The sequence below is a fragment of the Rhizobium redzepovicii genome (assembly GCF_019793435.1).
Classification (GTDB): Bacteria; Pseudomonadota; Alphaproteobacteria; order Rhizobiales; family Rhizobiaceae; genus Rhizobium; species Rhizobium redzepovicii.
Map to the genome: position 1 here is coordinate 62,224 of NZ_JAILYH010000010.1, position 14,626 is coordinate 76,849.

Sequence of the window (14,626 nt, forward strand, 5' to 3'; positions counted from 1 at the left end):
ACGATGGCAGAGCCAGACGCAAGCACAGGTCAACCAAAGAAGAAATCCGCCACGCTGATGACGATCATCGGTATCGCTGTCCTGACGCTGCTCGGCGCCGGCGGCGGCTGGGCGGTCGGCACGATCGTCGCGCCCAACATCAAGGGCGCCAAGGAGGCCGAGCAGGCCAAGGACGCCGAGGCCAAGAAAAAGGCCGAGGAAGGCCTGGCCCACATCTCGACCGAGGCGAACAACGTTGTCCAGCTCGAGCCGATCACCTCGAACCTCGCCTACCCCTCGGAAAACTGGGTCCGACTCGAGGTCGCGCTGCTGTTCAACGGACCACCGGATGTCAAGGTTTCCGAGGATATCCACCAGGATATCCTCGCCTATGTCAGGACCGTTTCCCTGCAGCAGATCGAGGGGCCGCGGGGCTTTCAATATCTCAAGGATGACATACAGGAACGTGTTGACCTTCGCTCGCAAGGGCGGGTATCGAAGGTCATGTTCAGGACATTTGTCATCGAATGATTCGTCTCATAGTTTTCCTTGCCGCCATGATGGCGGTACCGGAACTGGCGGTGGCACAGCAGCTGCCGACTGACTTGTTGAACGTACCCGTCGATGGCTCCGTCGCCGCCTGGATCATCCGCACGTTCGGCCTGCTGACCATCCTTTCGGTCGCGCCGGGCATCCTGATCATGGTGACGAGCTTCCCGCGCTTCATCATCGCCTTCTCGATCCTGCGCTCAGGCATGGGCCTCTCGTCGACCCCCTCCAACATGATCCTCCTGTCGCTGTCGCTGTTCATGACCTTCTACGTCATGTCGCCGACCTTCGATCAGGCCTGGCAGAACGGCGTGCAGCCGCTGCTTGCCAATCAGATCAACGAGACCGAGGCCGTCCAGCGGATTGCCGAACCCTTCCGCACCTTCATGGCGGCCAACACCCGCGACAAGGATCTGGCGCTATTCGTCGATCTGGCGCGTGAACGCGGCCAGACTATCCAGACGACGGATCCGATCGACTATCGCGTGCTGATCCCGGCCTTCATGATTTCGGAAATTCGCCGCGGCTTCGAGATCGGCTTCCTCGTCGTCCTGCCGTTCCTCGTTATCGACCTCATCGTCGCCACCATCACCATGGCGATGGGCATGATGATGCTGCCGCCGACGTCGATCTCGCTGCCGTTCAAGATTCTCTTCTTCGTGCTGATCGACGGCTGGAACCTGCTGGTCGGCAGTCTGGTGCGCTCGTTCAACTGACCGACCGCCGCTCCTATCTTTGCCCGTTCCTATCTTCGTCTAGGCTTTCGGCAACGAGAAAACCCGCCGGATCGCTCCGGCGGGTTTTCGTGACGATTGAAAGGCTCACTCGGCGCCGAACGGCACCGTGCGCGGCGGCAGCGCCGCAATGTCCATGTGCTCGGGGGCGAGACGCTGCTTGCCGCGCTCGGCCATGATTTCGTAGGCCTGCTCCAGATGATTGCAGAAACGTTCGGCGTCGAAGAGCGGTGCGATATAGCGCTTCTCTTTCAGATGCGCCTTGTATTCGGCGATCCTTCCGGGGTTCTGCGCCAGTTCGACGGCCATATCTTCATAGGCCTGCAGGTCGCTTGCGACGAGGTCGGGCAGGTCGATGGCCCGCAGCAGGCTCTCGCTGACGCGTGAGGCGAAGTTGGTGCCCTTGAAGGTCAGAACCGGCAGGCCGCCCCAGAGCTGCTCCGAGGTGGTCGTATGGCCGTTGACGGGGAAGGTATCGATGCCGAGGTCGGCCGCCTGCTGACGGTCGATATGTTGTTCGTAGGGCGCGCGCGGGCAGAAAATGATCCGCTTGGGCGAAATGCCTGCCGTCTGGAAGTGCTTCAACAGATTCGCCTGGTTGCGCGGCGTGTTCGCCATCAGCCAGAGCACGCTGTTCGGCGCCCGCTTGAGAATGCGGCACCAGCTGTCGATCGTCTCCGGCGTGATCTTGCGGTTGCCGTTGAATGAGGCGAAGATAAAGGCCTCTTTCGGCAGGCCGAGCTGCTCGCGGGTGACGGGGCGCGGCTTCGGGCGATGCATCGGGTCGTTCGGCTGATAGCTTTCCGGCAACCGGCAGAATTTCTCATGGTAGAAGGGCTTGGCCACCTCGGGCAGTACCGAATGGTCGCCGATGACGTAGTCGAGATCGATATTGACGGTGCTGCCGGGGAAACCAAGCCAGCCGACGTGTACTGGCGCCAGCGGCAGGTTGAAGGCTGTCGCGCGACTGCCGGAGGTATGGCCCTTCAGGTCGACCATGATGTCGATATTATGCTCGCGCACGACTGCCAGCACCGCCTGATCGGAGAAGCCGTGAACGTCGACGATCCGGCCCCAGCGGCTGCGGTCGGTAACGTTGTGCTTCAGGTATTCCGGACCCGTATGGCAGAACAGCGTCACCTCGAACCGGTCCCTGTCGTGCAGTTCCAGGATCCGCTGCAGGAGCTTCATCGTCGCATGGCGATCCCAGAAGTCCGATGACATGTAGCCGATCCGGATCTTGTCGGACCACGTGTGCGGCTGGTTGCGGCGGAAGGCCACCCGTTCGGGGTTGAGGGGGGTGGTGCCGATCGTGGCATAGCGGTTGAAATCCTCGTTGCCGCACCAGTGCAGATGATAGAACGGGTTGTCCTTGCGCAGGATCTCGATATCGCCCTTTGCGAGTGCAGAGTCGATCACCGCCTGATGTTTGCTGGCCTCTTCGAACTCGTTGAATTCGCGGGCGAAAACCAGATGCAGGAAGCGGAATGCGAGATTGCCCGGAAACCGCTTGAAGAGGTTGCGCGAGAGGCTCTGGTTGGTTGCGTCGTTCAGATCGTCGCTCAGCAGCAGGGCCGCCAGGCGCATATGATCGGGATTGGCACTCTGTGACAGCACCGTCTTGAACGGGCGAATGATATCCCGCTGCTGGCGCTTCAGATAGATCGCCGTGATGATGAAGGCGAGTTCTGCGTCGTCCTTGGCCTTGGCGAGGTTTCGCATGGCGATCAGCAGAGCATCATCCTCGTTGCCGATCTCATAATGCAGCTTGGCAGCCTGCTTCTGGTATTCGTAGGCATTCGGTCCTTCGCAGTTGCCGGCCAAGCCATAGGCTTTCGCGGCATCGGCCTTGAAGCCGAGCTGCAGGAGGTTCTTGGCCAGCAGCGCATAGGTCTTGGCGTCCTGCTGGATATCCATGAGCTGGTTGAGCGTCGCCAGGGACTGTGTGTAGCGGCCCGCCTGGTAATCTCTGGATGCCGCAGAGAACGAAACTTTGCTGTTCAAAACCCAACTCCGTGAAGGAAATGTTCTGGCATTTCTGTCGATCGCCGACGCACGCCCGAGCCGTCCTCCCCGAAAACGGGCGGATCGATCCGATGATGCTATCCCGGCGCCTGCCACACTGCCAGGTGAAGCTTGCTTGAAACCGGTGTGCCGCATGAAGGCGCTTCCTTCATGAGAGAAAACGGTTTCTTTCTCGGCATGTTAGCATGCGAAGGAATAGATTCAGCCGGCATTAACTATGCGATGTAAGGAGCCGGCACGGGGCCTCTGTTTTTAAGAAGTTGGCAAGCATTGGCTGCGAGATTGCCCTGGACATGACGGGTTTGGGCCAAACAAAAAAAGGCGCCGAGTAGCATGAAGCTGGTCCGTCATCGCCGGTACTATAGTCCGGTATGTCCTCCTTTTTGTATCTAGTTTCCAGGGGACAGATTTATGACAAGCATTAACACCAATTCTTCCGCACAGGCCGCTCTCCAGACGCTACGCAGCGTCAACCAGAACCTGAACAGCACGCAGAACCACGTTTCGTCGGGCTACCGCGTCGAAAAGGCTTCCGACAACGCTGCTTACTGGTCGATCGCAACGACCATGCGTTCGGACAACAAGGCGCTTTCTGCCGTTTCCGACGCTCTCGGCATGGGCGCTGCCAAGGTCGACACCGCTTACACCGCCATGGACAGCGCCATTGACGTCGTCGGCGACATCAAGGCCAAGCTGGTTGCCGCCACTGAAAACGGCGTTGACAAGGCCAAGGTCCAGGAAGAAATCAGCCAGCTGCAGGAACAGCTGAAGAGCATCGCTCAGTCGGCTTCGTTCAACGGTGAAAACTGGGTTGCCGGCGCCGACGGCACCAAGAGCGTCGTTTCCTCGTTCGTCCGCGACGGCTCCAACGCCGTGTCGGTCACCACCACCGACTACGTTCTCGACGACGGCTCTGCAGGCAACGTTCTGTTCGGCATGAGCGGCGGCTCGGTCGAAACCTCCACGGGTATCCTCGGCACGTCGAACGGCGCCACCGGTTCAATCTACGGGATGGACATCACCAACTTCACCGCCGGCCAGATCCAGACGGCTCTGACCAACGTCGAAGCGGCTCTGAAGTCCATGACCAGCGCCGGTGCTGCTCTCGGCTCGCTCTCCAAGCGTATCGACAACCAGGACGATTTCGTCAACGCTCTCAGCGACTCGATCGACTCCGGTGTCGGCCGTCTCGTCGACGCCAACATGGAAGAAGAATCCTCCAAGCTCAGCGCCCTGCAGACCCAGCAGCAGCTGGCGATCCAGTCGCTGTCGATTGCGAATTCCTCTTCGCAGAACATCTTGTCGCTCTTCCGCTAAGAGCGGTCGGCAAAGGTTTTCAAGTTTCGCGGCCGGGTCATTCCCGGCCGCGAAATGTTTTAACATAAGGTTAATGAAAAACCTTCTAAGTGTCAGATATTTTTACGCTATTTCCATTTTGAATTTAGCTTTCCTTAACCATCTTGCTGTTTTCTAGGCCCATCGAAACGGCGAGTTAACCTTAACGAGACTGGTTAACAGGCATGATGCTGATCGCTGTGGGCCGGCCGAAAATCCGGAATGTCCCTTTTTAAAATCTGCCAACAAGGGGCAAACAAACTATGACGAGCATCAACACCAATAACGCTGCGATGGCAGCCCTCCAGACTCTCCGTGGCATCAACCAGGGTCTCCAGACAACCCAGGCTCACGTTTCGTCCGGCTATCGCGTTGGCCAGGCTTCCGACAATGCTGCTTACTGGTCGATCGCAACGACCATGCGTTCGGACAACAAGGCGCTTTCCGCCGTCTCCGACGCTCTCGGCCTCGGCGCCGCCAAGGTTGATACCGCTTATTCCGCCATGGACAGCGCCATCGATGTCGTCGGGAACATCAAGGCCAAGCTGGTTGCCGCGACTGAAAACGGCGTCGACAAGGCCAAGGTCCAGGAAGAAATCAGCCAGCTGCAGCAGCAGCTCCTGAGCGTCGCTCAGTCGGCTTCCTTCTCCGGTGAAAACTGGGTTGCCGGCGCCGACGGCACCAAGAACGTCGTTGCCTCCTTCGTTCGTGACGGCTCCAACGCTGTCTCGGTCGTGATGACCGACTACGTTCTCGACGACGGCTCCGCAGGCAACGTTCTGTTCGGCATGAGCGGCGGCGCTGTTGAAACCTCCACGGGTATCCTCGGCACGTCGAACGGCGCCACCGGTTCTGTCTACGCGATGGACATCACCAACTTCACCCTCGGCGAGATCCAGACGGCTCTGACCAATGTCGAAGCGGCTCTGAAGTCCATGACCAGCGCCGGCGCTGCTCTCGGCTCGATCTCCAAGCGCATCGAACTGCAGGAAAACTTCGTATCCGCTCTCAGCGACTCGATCGACTCCGGTGTCGGCCGTCTCGTCGACGCCGACATGGAAGAAGAATCCTCCAAGCTCAGCGCTCTGCAGACCCAGCAGCAGCTGGCCGTCCAGTCACTGTCGATCGCGAACTCCTCTTCGCAGACCATCCTCACGCTGTTCCGCGGCTAATAACCCTCGGAAATATCGGCCCGCCGGTCTCCGGCGGGACTTCGGAAACGAGCCGCGCTTCAATGGAGCGCGGCTTTTTTTAGTGTCTGTTAACGGTTGATTAACCATAATGCTGTTTTCTCAGGTCAACGAGACGGCGGGTTAACCAAATTTAAGAACCGGTTAACAGGCATGAGGCTGGTCCCCGTTCCCGGTAGCTTCCGGAATGTCCCTTTTTATCAACTGCCGACAAGGGGCAATCATTTCATGACCAGCATTTTGACGAACGTTGCGGCGATGGCCGCCCTTCAGACACTCCGCGGAATCAATGACGGCCTCGAGGCTACGCAGAACCGCGTATCGTCGGGTTATCGCGTCGAAAAAGCGTCCGACAACGCCGCCTACTGGTCGATCGCAACGACCATGCGTTCGGACAACAAGGCACTTTCCGCCGTCTCCGACGCTCTCGGCCTCGGTGCCGCCAAGGTCGATACCGCTTATTCCGCCATGGACAGCGCTATCGACGTCATCAGCGAAATCAAGGCGAAGATCGTCGCCGCGACCGAAAAGGGCGTCGACAAGACCAAGGTCCAGGAAGAAATCGGCCAGTTGCAGCAGCAGTTGCTCAGCATTGCCCAATCGGCTTCCTTTTCCGGTGAAAACTGGGTTGCCGGCGCTGACGGCACTAAGAGCGTGGTTTCCACCTTCGTGCGCGATGGCAACGGCAATGTCTCCGTCAAGACGACGGACTACATCCTGGACTCAAGCTCCACGGGCAACGTCCTCTTCGGCATGGACTCGGTCGGCTCGATCGAGACGAGCTCCGGCATTATTGGCACATCATACGGTACGATCGGCTCGATCTACTCGATGGACATCAGCACCTTCGGCTCGGTTGAGATCTCCATGGCCCTGACCTCGATCGAGGCCGGCTTGGACGCGATGACCAAGGCCGCATCGCAGCTCGGCTCGATTTCCACGCGAATCGAACTGCAGGAAAATTTCGTCGGCGCGCTCAGCGACTCGATCGACTCGGGCGTGGGCCGCCTTGTCGATGCCGATATGGAGGAGGAATCGAGTAAGCTGACGGCGTTGCAAACGCAGCAGCAGCTGGCGATCCAGTCGCTGTCGATCGCCAACTCCAGCGCTCAGAACATTCTCACGCTGTTCCGCAGCTAAATCGGGCGCTGAAGCTGGACCGAATCTTGCGCCCTCGTCCGGCAACAAGCGAAAAGCCTACGAACCGCGTCCGAAACGGCGCGGTTTTTTCTTTTATATCAATGGCTTGAATTGCGTCGCGATCGACGCGGCGCGTTCGGCGCTGCGCTCTTGCCCAACGGGTTGATATCGAGTTACCTTCGCTTTCAGTTGATTTGCTTTTGCGACACGCCGGTAGAAACTCTACCGGAGGCATGATGCCACTTCAGTCGCCGCCGGCATTCCGGCCTGCCCCTTGACCTTATTCCGAGACCTGTCGATGACCGTTAAGATTACCAGCGCGGCCGCGGTGAATGCGCTTGCGGTGCTACGCAGCATCAACAAAGAAGCCAGCCAGACACAGCAGCAAGTTTCCTCGGGTTACCGTATCGAGACGGCCTCCGACGATGCGTCCTACTGGTCGATCGCAACCGTCATGCGCTCAGACAGCACCAATCTGGGCACGATCGGAGATGCGCTTGGACTCGGCGCTGCCAAGGTGGATGCGACCTACACGGCGATGACCTCGGCGATTGATCTTATGGGCCAGATTCGCGCCAAGCTGGTTGCGGCAAAAGAGCCCGGCACCGACAAGGACAAGATCAATGCTGAGATCAGCGAATATAAGGAGCAGCTGAAGACCGTCGTTGAATCGACGTCGTTTGCCGGCGAAAACTGGCTGCTGAACGGCGACACCGCCGCGCCGCCGACATGGTCGGTGATTTCGAGTTTCGTGCGCGCGCCGACTGGCGAATATCAAGCTCAGACCATCGATTTCCCCTCGTCGCAAACCATCCTCATCGATAAGAACGATGCGAGCGGCGGACTGTTTACCAAGGCGGTCGATGCCAACGCGATCAACAACAGCGGCGCGACGGCGCGCAACTATTACCTTTTGGACGCCAGCTCGACCACGCCGGCGACGGGCACGGAAATTGCGATCGACAAGAATACGACCGATGCGCAACTCACCGATATGCTCGATGTGACCGACTCGCTGCTTTCCTCGCTGACGACGACGGCCGCTTCCATCGGTGTGATGAAGACGCGTATCGACGATCAGATGGACTATACGGCCGATCTCTCCGATTCGATCGACAAGAGCGTCGGCGCGCTCGTCGATACCGACATGGACGAGGCTTCGATCCGGCAAAAGGCGATCGAAACCCAGAAGCAGATGGCCGTCGAAGCGATCTCGATCCTCAACACGGCTTCGAGCAAGATTTTGATCCTGCTGGAATAAAGGTGGGCGCGATCGCGGATGGCGGTGCCATTCATCCTCGCGCAAGTTTGACTTCCTAGTTTCCGGCATGAAGGCATCGTCCGAATCCGTGCCGGTGCAAGGTGAAGCCCTTGCCCGTTCGAAGCGACGTGCCGGCGCGCAAGTTCGTTTTGAGCGGGGGTGGATATGCTGCATGCCTCCCGAATGCTGGATGGTTTTTTATGAGCATTACGCTTTCCCGGTATTTGAAGGATTTCGGTGAACCGGAACCGTCAGCGCCGATCATCGAGATGGACGATTTCGGCGGCGACGGTTTTCCCGAAATGCCGAGCGAACCGGTAATCGACGTCGAGGCGGAGCGCCGCAATGCCTATGCGCAAGGTCATGCCGCAGCGACCGCTGATTTGACCGAAAAATACGAACGCGAGACGCGGACGCTGGCCGAGGCTCACGCGCGTGAGCTTGCCGAGCTGAGGCTTCGCTACGAAGTCGAGGCGGCAGCGGTCATTGCATCCCGCGTCCGCGATATTGCCGAAGAGGTCGCGCAGCTGGTCAGTGCCGGTGCCTCTATCGCCATCGCGCCCGTGATGACCGAAGCGCTTGCCGCCAGGGCAGCCGAAAGCCTCGCCGTGCTGCTGCGCGACTCGATCCTCGAGGGCGCTGCCGGACCGATCGTCGTCCGCGGGCCCAGCCGGCTTTTCGAACTCTTAGCCGCCGAGCTCGGTGAACATGCCGAGGCGGTTCGACACATTGAGACTGACGATATCGATCTTGCCGTCGAAATCGGCGATTCCGTCATCGTCACCCGTATGTCCGCCTGGGCAGCCAGCTTGAAGAAAGTTCTCGAATGAGCGAAGGCGAAAACCACCACCACGGCAAGAACGAGATCATCATCGTCAAGAGACATGGCGGCGGTGATCACGATGGCTCCCATGGCGGTGCGTGGAAAATTGCCTATGCCGACTTCATGACGGCGATGATGGCGTTCTTCCTGGTCATGTGGCTGGTCAATGCCGCCAACGAGGAGACCAAGGCCTCGGTCGCGACCTATTTCAATCCGATCAAGCTTTCCGACGAAAAGCCGACCGAGAAGGGATTGAAGAAGCCCGTCGACAACGCCGAAGGCGAGGAGAAGCAGGAGAAGTCGAAACAGAAGGAAGAAAATCCGAACGACGGCAAGGCTTCGGCGGATGGTGACGACCAGACATCGACATCAGGCGACCAGACCAATTATTCCGAGGCCGATTTCTTCGAAAATCCGTATTCGGTTCTGGCCGAGATCGCGCAGGAAGTCGGCCAGCAGGCCAATGTCAGCGCCAAGGGCGATGGCGGTGCCGCCGATTCCGGCCCGGCCACCGGCGCCGATGGCGGCGAAGCCTATCGTGATCCCTTCGATCCGGATTTCTGGACGAAGCAGGTTGAGGTCACGACAGCCGGCAAGTCCGCGCCTCCCGGCAAGAGCGACGAGCAGGCGGCTGAAAGCGCGACAACCGAGATGGCCAAGGTCGAGGATATGAAGCCGATACCGCTGACCACCGATCAGAAGGCCGCTCAGGAAGCCAAGGGCGCGGCCGAGGCCAAGGACGGCAAGGCGCCGGATGACAAGAAGTCTGGCGATAAGAAGGCTGAGGACAAGAAGGCCCCAGCGCAAAAGGATGCAGCGCAGAAGGACGCCGATCATCAGAAGGATGCGGACAAGAGCGCGGCCGAGACCGAACAGCAGCAGCAGAAACAAGCCGAGCAACTGCAGGAGCAGATCGCTCAGCAGATCGGCGGCATTGCCGGCAAGCTTGCCGAAGGCCTGACCGTAACGGCATCCGAAGGCGGATTGCTCGTCAGCATCTCCGACCAGAGCGACGACTCGATGTTCAATATCGGTTCCGCGGTTCCCCGCCAGGAAATGGTGCTCGCCATGGAAAAGATCGGCGCGATCCTGAAGGAAAGGGGCGGCGCGGTCGCCATCCGCGGCCATACGGACGGGCGCCAGTATAAGGGCGCGCAGAATGAAAACTGGCGGCTTTCGATGGACCGCGCCCAGAGCGCTTATTATATGCTTGTGCGCGGCGGGCTCGACGAAAAACGCATCTCCCAGGTTTCGGGCTTTGCCGACCGCCGGCTGAAGCTGCCGTCCGACCCGTTCAACGCGACCAACCGCCGGATCGAGATCCTGGTGCAGGCGGATCGAGGATAACAGGATGGCGCGTCGGCAGCATCGCTATGTCGGATTTGTGGCTCTCGGTCTGGCGATGCTTTCGCCGGCCGCAGCCAAGGCGCAGGATCCGGACGATCTTGCACCGTACAAGATGCTGCGGTCGCTGCAGTTTGTGCAGGATTCCGTCGTCTCCGGGGATCATTCGGCCGGAGAGATGCAGCGCTTCATGCTGGGAACGATCGACGAGCGGCTGCGCAGCGTCGATACTTCGGTCTTCGATGACGACCGCAACGTCGATGCAGCGCTGATCTACGCGATGAGCGGCGGCAATCCGCAGACGCTCGAATATCTGATCGCCCACGACGTCAACGGCTATTTCGACAACCGTGTCACCGATGTGCTCAGAAAATATCTGAGCGGTAAGGGGCTGCTCGTCGCCAAGACCCTGGAGGAGACGGCCAGGGAATACCGCGACAAGAAGATCGGCCCATACCTTGCGTTGATCGGCGGCAACGTGCTGATCGCGACGAAGCCGACAGACGCACTGGATCTCTACGACCAGGCGCGCCTTGCGGCACCCGGCACGATCGTCGAGGAAGCGGCGTTGCGCCGCTCCGTCGCCATCTGCGTCGACAAGGGGATGCTCGACAGGGGCATGGCCTATTCGCAGCGCTATATCAGGCGCTTCCTACATTCGCCTTATGCCAGCCAGTTCGCCGACCTTTTCGTGACACTCGTCGTCGGCCATGATCACGACGTGAAGCCGCAGGATGTCATCGACATCCTGTCCTTCATGGACGCGCCGCGCCAGCGCGAGGTCTATCTGCGCATCGCCCGCGCTGCGGCGATCGCGGGAAAGCCGCAGCTGGCCCATATGGCGGTCGACCGTGTGCAGTCGCTTGGCGCCGGCACTGACAATGCCTTCGGTCCTCTTGCGGATTTCTATGGCGGCATGGCCGGCCTTACCACAGAGGATATCGACCGGGCAGCGAAGAATGTCAGCGGCATCGCCGGTGACACGCTTTCGCCGCGGGATCAGGCGTTGCAGGAGGCGGCACGATCGGTTGCCGAGCAGATCCTGCGCGCTCCCGACCCGGCAAGCCTGACGCAAGCCTCGGGCCCTAACACTTCTGATCAAGAAATCACTTCTGAAAAGGCTGCGGCTATAGCTCCGCAACCGGGAGCGCCAGGCGCGCTTTCCGAGCCTGTTCCGGGAGGTGTGGCATCGACTGGCCAGAGCCAGGGTACCGACCCCTCATTCAACGCATTTGTGACGACCAATCGGTCTAAGCTCGACGAGATCGACGGTCTTCTGGCGCAGGAAGGCAACGAACAATGATGGATATGAGCGTCTTGGGCGGAGCCGCCGGTCCTGATTCTGCCGCGGCTGTGAAATCTGCACGGCCGATGGGCAAAGACGATGCTGGCGGCCAAAAGAACGGCTTTTCCGACGCGCTTGCCAAGGCAAGCAACGGCGCCGTCAATGACGACGCCGACGATGCGCAGCCGGATCAGGGTGCAGTTGCCGATGCCGGCGCCGAGAAAGTGGCGCGGACCATCCGCAGCCGCAATGGCGCAAAGCCGTTGATCGATCTCGGCGATGCCGCTTTGAAGGCGCAGGCTGAAGGGCCGCCGGAGACCATCGCAAATGTCGTCGCGGCAAAGCCCGCAAAGGCTGCAGTCAAGGTGCAGGCGGATATCGCCTTCGGCAAGGTCGACCCGAAAGACCGCTCGACCGAGGCGGCCAAAGGCGGCAAGCATGCCAAAGCCGACGCGTTGGATACCGATACGGACAAGGACAGTGAGGATAATGACGGCGGCATTTCCGATGTCCTCGGCCTGCTGAAGCAGGGACCTGCCGACGGCGCCGTTGGTTTGCCGGTGACCGCAGGCGTCCATCATGCGTCCGCCAAAGCCGATGAAGCCGACAAGAAGATCGAGGATATCGAAGCCAAGGCAGGCGGCCATGCGTCCGACGCCTTGGCGGCCGTCAGCGGCAACGTCGACAGTGGCATGGTAGGTGACGTCAAGGTGCCGGGATCGGAGAATGCCGAAGCCGCCGACGGCAGGACGTTCAGGATCAGCCGCGCCGATGGCCGTGGCGTGTCGATGGATGTTCACCTCGGCACCGATCAGGCCGGGCCTAAGGACAGCGCCAAGAAAGCCGATGTCGAAAACGTTTCGGTTCTCGAGTCGCGCCGCTATATCGGCCTGATGCAGAATTCGAATTCCGCCGCCCTCACTGCCGCTCTCTCCGGCGATTCAGAATGGGCGCGCGCCATGGAACCGAGCTCGGCGCTCTCCAATGCGGCGGAATGGACAAGCACCGGCAAGGTGGTCAATACGCTGAAGATCCAGATGAATCCGCTCGATCTCGGCATGGTGACGGCGACCATGCGCCTGTCCGGCGACGCCCTGAATGTCGACCTCAAGGTCGAAACCGGCGCGGCCTACCGTCAGATGAAGGAAGATCACGGCAAGATTCTCGAAGCACTGCGCAGCCAGGGCTACGCCGTCGACAACGTTACCATCAGCATGGCGCCGGTCGAGCGTAGCGACGCCGGCAACCAGGCAGGCAGTCAAGGCCAGGCCTCCCAGCAGCAGTCGCTCGCCCAGCAGGGGCAGGGCGGCGAGGCGCGCGAGCGTCACAATCAGACGGCACAGCGGGCGGACGGAGGCTTCAATGGTGGAGGCGAGACCGGTATTGAAGACGCTAATGCTGGCCGCAGCGGCGGCACTGGCGGCGTTTACCTCTGAGGTCAAAGCCTCCACCGGCGCCTGCGAGCGTGAGATCCAGTCGGCAGCTGCCAAATACGGTATCCCGGAAGGCATCCTCTATTCGGTCGGCCTGACGGAGACCGGCCGCAAGGGCTCGCTCTATCCCTATGCAATGAACGTCGAAGGCAAGGCGATCTTTCCGCCCTCCGAACAGGACGCGATGCGGCAGTTCGATGTCGCCCGCAGCAGCGGCGCCAAGCTCATCGACATCGGCTGCATGCAGATCAACCATTACTATCATGGCGAAAATTTTGGCTCGGCCGAGGATATGTTCGACCCGCATCGCAACGTCGAGTATGCAGCAAAATTCCTCCGCGACCTGCATGACCGTCACGAGACATGGACGATGGCGGTAGCCAGATACCATGCAGGCCCCAACAATGACCCCGCGCAGAAGCAATATGTCTGCCGCGTCATCGCCAATCTGGTCGCCACGGGCTACGGCAAGTGGACTCCCAATGCGAGTAACTTTTGCCGAAATTAATTCAACCAAAGATGGAATGGGCCCATTGTGACGAAACTGTGTCACAATATGGCAGGAATCCGGCATGAATCCCCTGCGCAAGTCATAATTAAGGGGCCGTTAACTTTTCCACGAAATTTTGGTGTGCATAAACAGCTAGACCCACTAGATATAGATCAAATCGCTACCCAGATCTTAATCAATTATTAGTTTCTGCCATTAACTTTAACGAGTTGTCGCCGATTCGTGCGATTCGTACCCATAGATCATCGAAGTGCCACACTGATTCGGAGGCGGACGAATGATCGTCGTGGTTGATGAGCGTGAGCTCGTGAAAGATGGATACACATCTCTGTTTGGTCGTGAGGGCATTCCCTCCACCGGCTTTGATCCAGCGGAATTTGGCGAGTGGGTACAGACCGCCGCCGATTCCGATATTGCGGCAGTCGAGGCCTTCCTGATCGGTCAGGGCCAGCGCAGCCTCGAACTCCCCCGGGCGATCCGGGACCGGTCGATGGCGCCGGTAATTGCGGTCAGCGACCAGCCCTCGCTCGAAAACACCCTTGCGCTATTCGATTGTGGCGTCGACGATGTGGTGCGCAAACCGGTGCATCCGCGCGAAATCCTGGCAAGGGCGGCTGCGATCCGGCGCCGGCTGAAGGCGATTGCCAACTACACCGAAATCGGCGGGATCCGCGTCTTCTCGGACGGCCGCGACCCTGAGATCAACGGCGAAGTCTTCGCGCTTCCCCGGCGCGAGCGCCGCATCCTCGAATATCTAATCGCCAATCGCGGTCGCCGGGTCACCAAGACCCAGATCTTCAACGCCATCTACGGCATCTTCGATGAGGAGGTCGAGGAGAATGTCGTCGAAAGCCATATCTCGAAGCTGCGCAAGAAGCTGCGCAAGAAGCTCGGCGTCGATCCGGTCGATTCCAAGCGCTTCCTTGGCTACTGCATCGATTGGGCCTGATTTTTCCGGCCGGGCGGCGACGCCCGGCTGAACCTCGATATTGGCCTCGCAGCGCGCCATCACAGACA

The 14,626-nt window shown here is 59.8% G+C and carries 13 protein-coding genes; 12 read left to right on the forward strand and 1 reads right to left on the reverse strand.

All coding sequences use genetic code 11. The annotated features are described in order from the left end of the window. Positions 1-3: 3 nt before the first annotated feature. Entirely contained in the window at positions 4-510 is a 507-nt protein-coding gene (locus K6N12_RS17275) for a flagellar basal body-associated FliL family protein (RefSeq protein WP_097623876.1), read from the forward strand. Beyond that, the gene (gene fliP / locus K6N12_RS17280; protein ID WP_003584259.1) at positions 507-1,244 is read left to right on the forward strand and encodes a flagellar type III secretion system pore protein FliP; all 738 of its coding nucleotides are present in this window, start codon (positions 507-509) and stop codon (positions 1,242-1,244) included. The genes K6N12_RS17275 and fliP overlap by 4 nt, the downstream gene beginning before the upstream one ends. A gap of 105 nt (positions 1,245-1,349) precedes the next feature. Here fliP and K6N12_RS17285 read toward each other — a convergent pair whose 3' ends face one another. Then, positions 1,350-3,266: an O-linked N-acetylglucosamine transferase, SPINDLY family protein gene (locus tag K6N12_RS17285; RefSeq protein ID WP_097623877.1), complete on the reverse strand. Its 1,917-nt coding sequence runs from the start codon at positions 3,264-3,266 to the stop codon at positions 1,350-1,352. A 432-nt stretch (positions 3,267-3,698) separates the two neighbouring features. On the opposite strand from K6N12_RS17285, the gene K6N12_RS17290 reads away from it, so the two are divergent. From K6N12_RS17290 to rem, 10 genes are all read left to right on the forward strand, one after another. Beyond that, on the forward strand, positions 3,699-4,604 hold the full coding sequence (locus tag K6N12_RS17290) for a flagellin N-terminal helical domain-containing protein (protein WP_097623878.1): 906 nt from the start codon (positions 3,699-3,701) through the stop codon (positions 4,602-4,604). Positions 4,605-4,885: 281 nt separating this feature from the next. Beyond that, positions 4,886-5,794, forward strand: coding sequence for a flagellin N-terminal helical domain-containing protein (locus tag K6N12_RS17295; RefSeq protein WP_097623879.1), 909 nt, complete (start codon positions 4,886-4,888; stop codon positions 5,792-5,794). A 246-nt stretch (positions 5,795-6,040) separates the two neighbouring features. After that, entirely contained in the window at positions 6,041-6,952 is a 912-nt protein-coding gene (locus K6N12_RS17300) for a flagellin N-terminal helical domain-containing protein (RefSeq protein WP_097623880.1), read from the forward strand. A 298-nt stretch (positions 6,953-7,250) separates the two neighbouring features. Further along, positions 7,251-8,213 (forward strand): flagellin N-terminal helical domain-containing protein, encoded by a 963-nt coding sequence (locus tag K6N12_RS17305; RefSeq protein ID WP_097623881.1) that lies wholly within the window; start codon positions 7,251-7,253, stop codon positions 8,211-8,213. Between the two features lie 200 nt (positions 8,214-8,413). Beyond that, the gene (locus K6N12_RS17310; protein ID WP_097623882.1) at positions 8,414-9,043 is read left to right on the forward strand and encodes a hypothetical protein; all 630 of its coding nucleotides are present in this window, start codon (positions 8,414-8,416) and stop codon (positions 9,041-9,043) included. Next, a complete protein-coding gene (locus K6N12_RS17315; RefSeq protein ID WP_097623883.1) occupies positions 9,040-10,383 on the forward strand; it encodes a MotB family protein in 1,344 nt (447 codons plus the stop codon). Before K6N12_RS17310 ends, K6N12_RS17315 begins: the two co-directional genes overlap by 4 nt. 4 nt (positions 10,384-10,387) lie before the next feature. Further along, on the forward strand, positions 10,388-11,683 hold the full coding sequence (gene motC / locus K6N12_RS17320) for a chemotaxis protein MotC (protein ID WP_097623884.1): 1,296 nt from the start codon (positions 10,388-10,390) through the stop codon (positions 11,681-11,683). Then, complete coding sequence (gene fliK / locus K6N12_RS17325; RefSeq protein ID WP_222148915.1) at positions 11,680-13,101, forward strand: flagellar hook-length control protein FliK; 1,422 nt, start codon at positions 11,680-11,682, stop codon at positions 13,099-13,101. The genes motC and fliK overlap by 4 nt, the downstream gene beginning before the upstream one ends. Beyond that, the gene (locus K6N12_RS17330) at positions 13,049-13,606 is read left to right on the forward strand and encodes a lytic transglycosylase domain-containing protein (RefSeq protein WP_097623886.1); all 558 of its coding nucleotides are present in this window, start codon (positions 13,049-13,051) and stop codon (positions 13,604-13,606) included. The genes fliK and K6N12_RS17330 overlap by 53 nt, the downstream gene beginning before the upstream one ends. Before the next feature lie 280 nt (positions 13,607-13,886). Next, positions 13,887-14,558 (forward strand): transcriptional activator Rem, encoded by a 672-nt coding sequence (gene rem, locus K6N12_RS17335; RefSeq protein WP_003588527.1) that lies wholly within the window; start codon positions 13,887-13,889, stop codon positions 14,556-14,558. The last annotated feature ends 68 nt before the right edge of the window (positions 14,559-14,626 follow it).

Excerpts from the sequence above, each read along its gene's own strand:
- K6N12_RS17295 (WP_097623879.1), top strand. The coding sequence starts at position 4,886 with ATGACGAGCATCAACACCAATAACGCTGCGATGGCAGCCCTCCAGACT.
- K6N12_RS17300 (WP_097623880.1), top strand. The coding sequence starts at position 6,041 with ATGACCAGCATTTTGACGAACGTTGCGGCGATGGCCGCCCTTCAGACA.
- fliP (WP_003584259.1), top strand. The coding sequence starts at position 507 with ATGATTCGTCTCATAGTTTTCCTTGCCGCCATGATGGCGGTACCGGAA.
- K6N12_RS17305 (WP_097623881.1), top strand. The coding sequence starts at position 7,251 with ATGACCGTTAAGATTACCAGCGCGGCCGCGGTGAATGCGCTTGCGGTG.
- K6N12_RS17275 (WP_097623876.1), top strand. The coding sequence starts at position 4 with ATGGCAGAGCCAGACGCAAGCACAGGTCAACCAAAGAAGAAATCCGCC.
- fliK (WP_222148915.1), top strand. The coding sequence starts at position 11,680 with ATGATGGATATGAGCGTCTTGGGCGGAGCCGCCGGTCCTGATTCTGCC.
- K6N12_RS17310 (WP_097623882.1), top strand. The coding sequence starts at position 8,414 with ATGAGCATTACGCTTTCCCGGTATTTGAAGGATTTCGGTGAACCGGAA.
- K6N12_RS17290 (WP_097623878.1), top strand. The coding sequence starts at position 3,699 with ATGACAAGCATTAACACCAATTCTTCCGCACAGGCCGCTCTCCAGACG.
- K6N12_RS17315 (WP_097623883.1), top strand. The coding sequence starts at position 9,040 with ATGAGCGAAGGCGAAAACCACCACCACGGCAAGAACGAGATCATCATC.
- rem (WP_003588527.1), top strand. The coding sequence starts at position 13,887 with ATGATCGTCGTGGTTGATGAGCGTGAGCTCGTGAAAGATGGATACACA.
- motC (WP_097623884.1), top strand. The coding sequence starts at position 10,388 with ATGGCGCGTCGGCAGCATCGCTATGTCGGATTTGTGGCTCTCGGTCTG.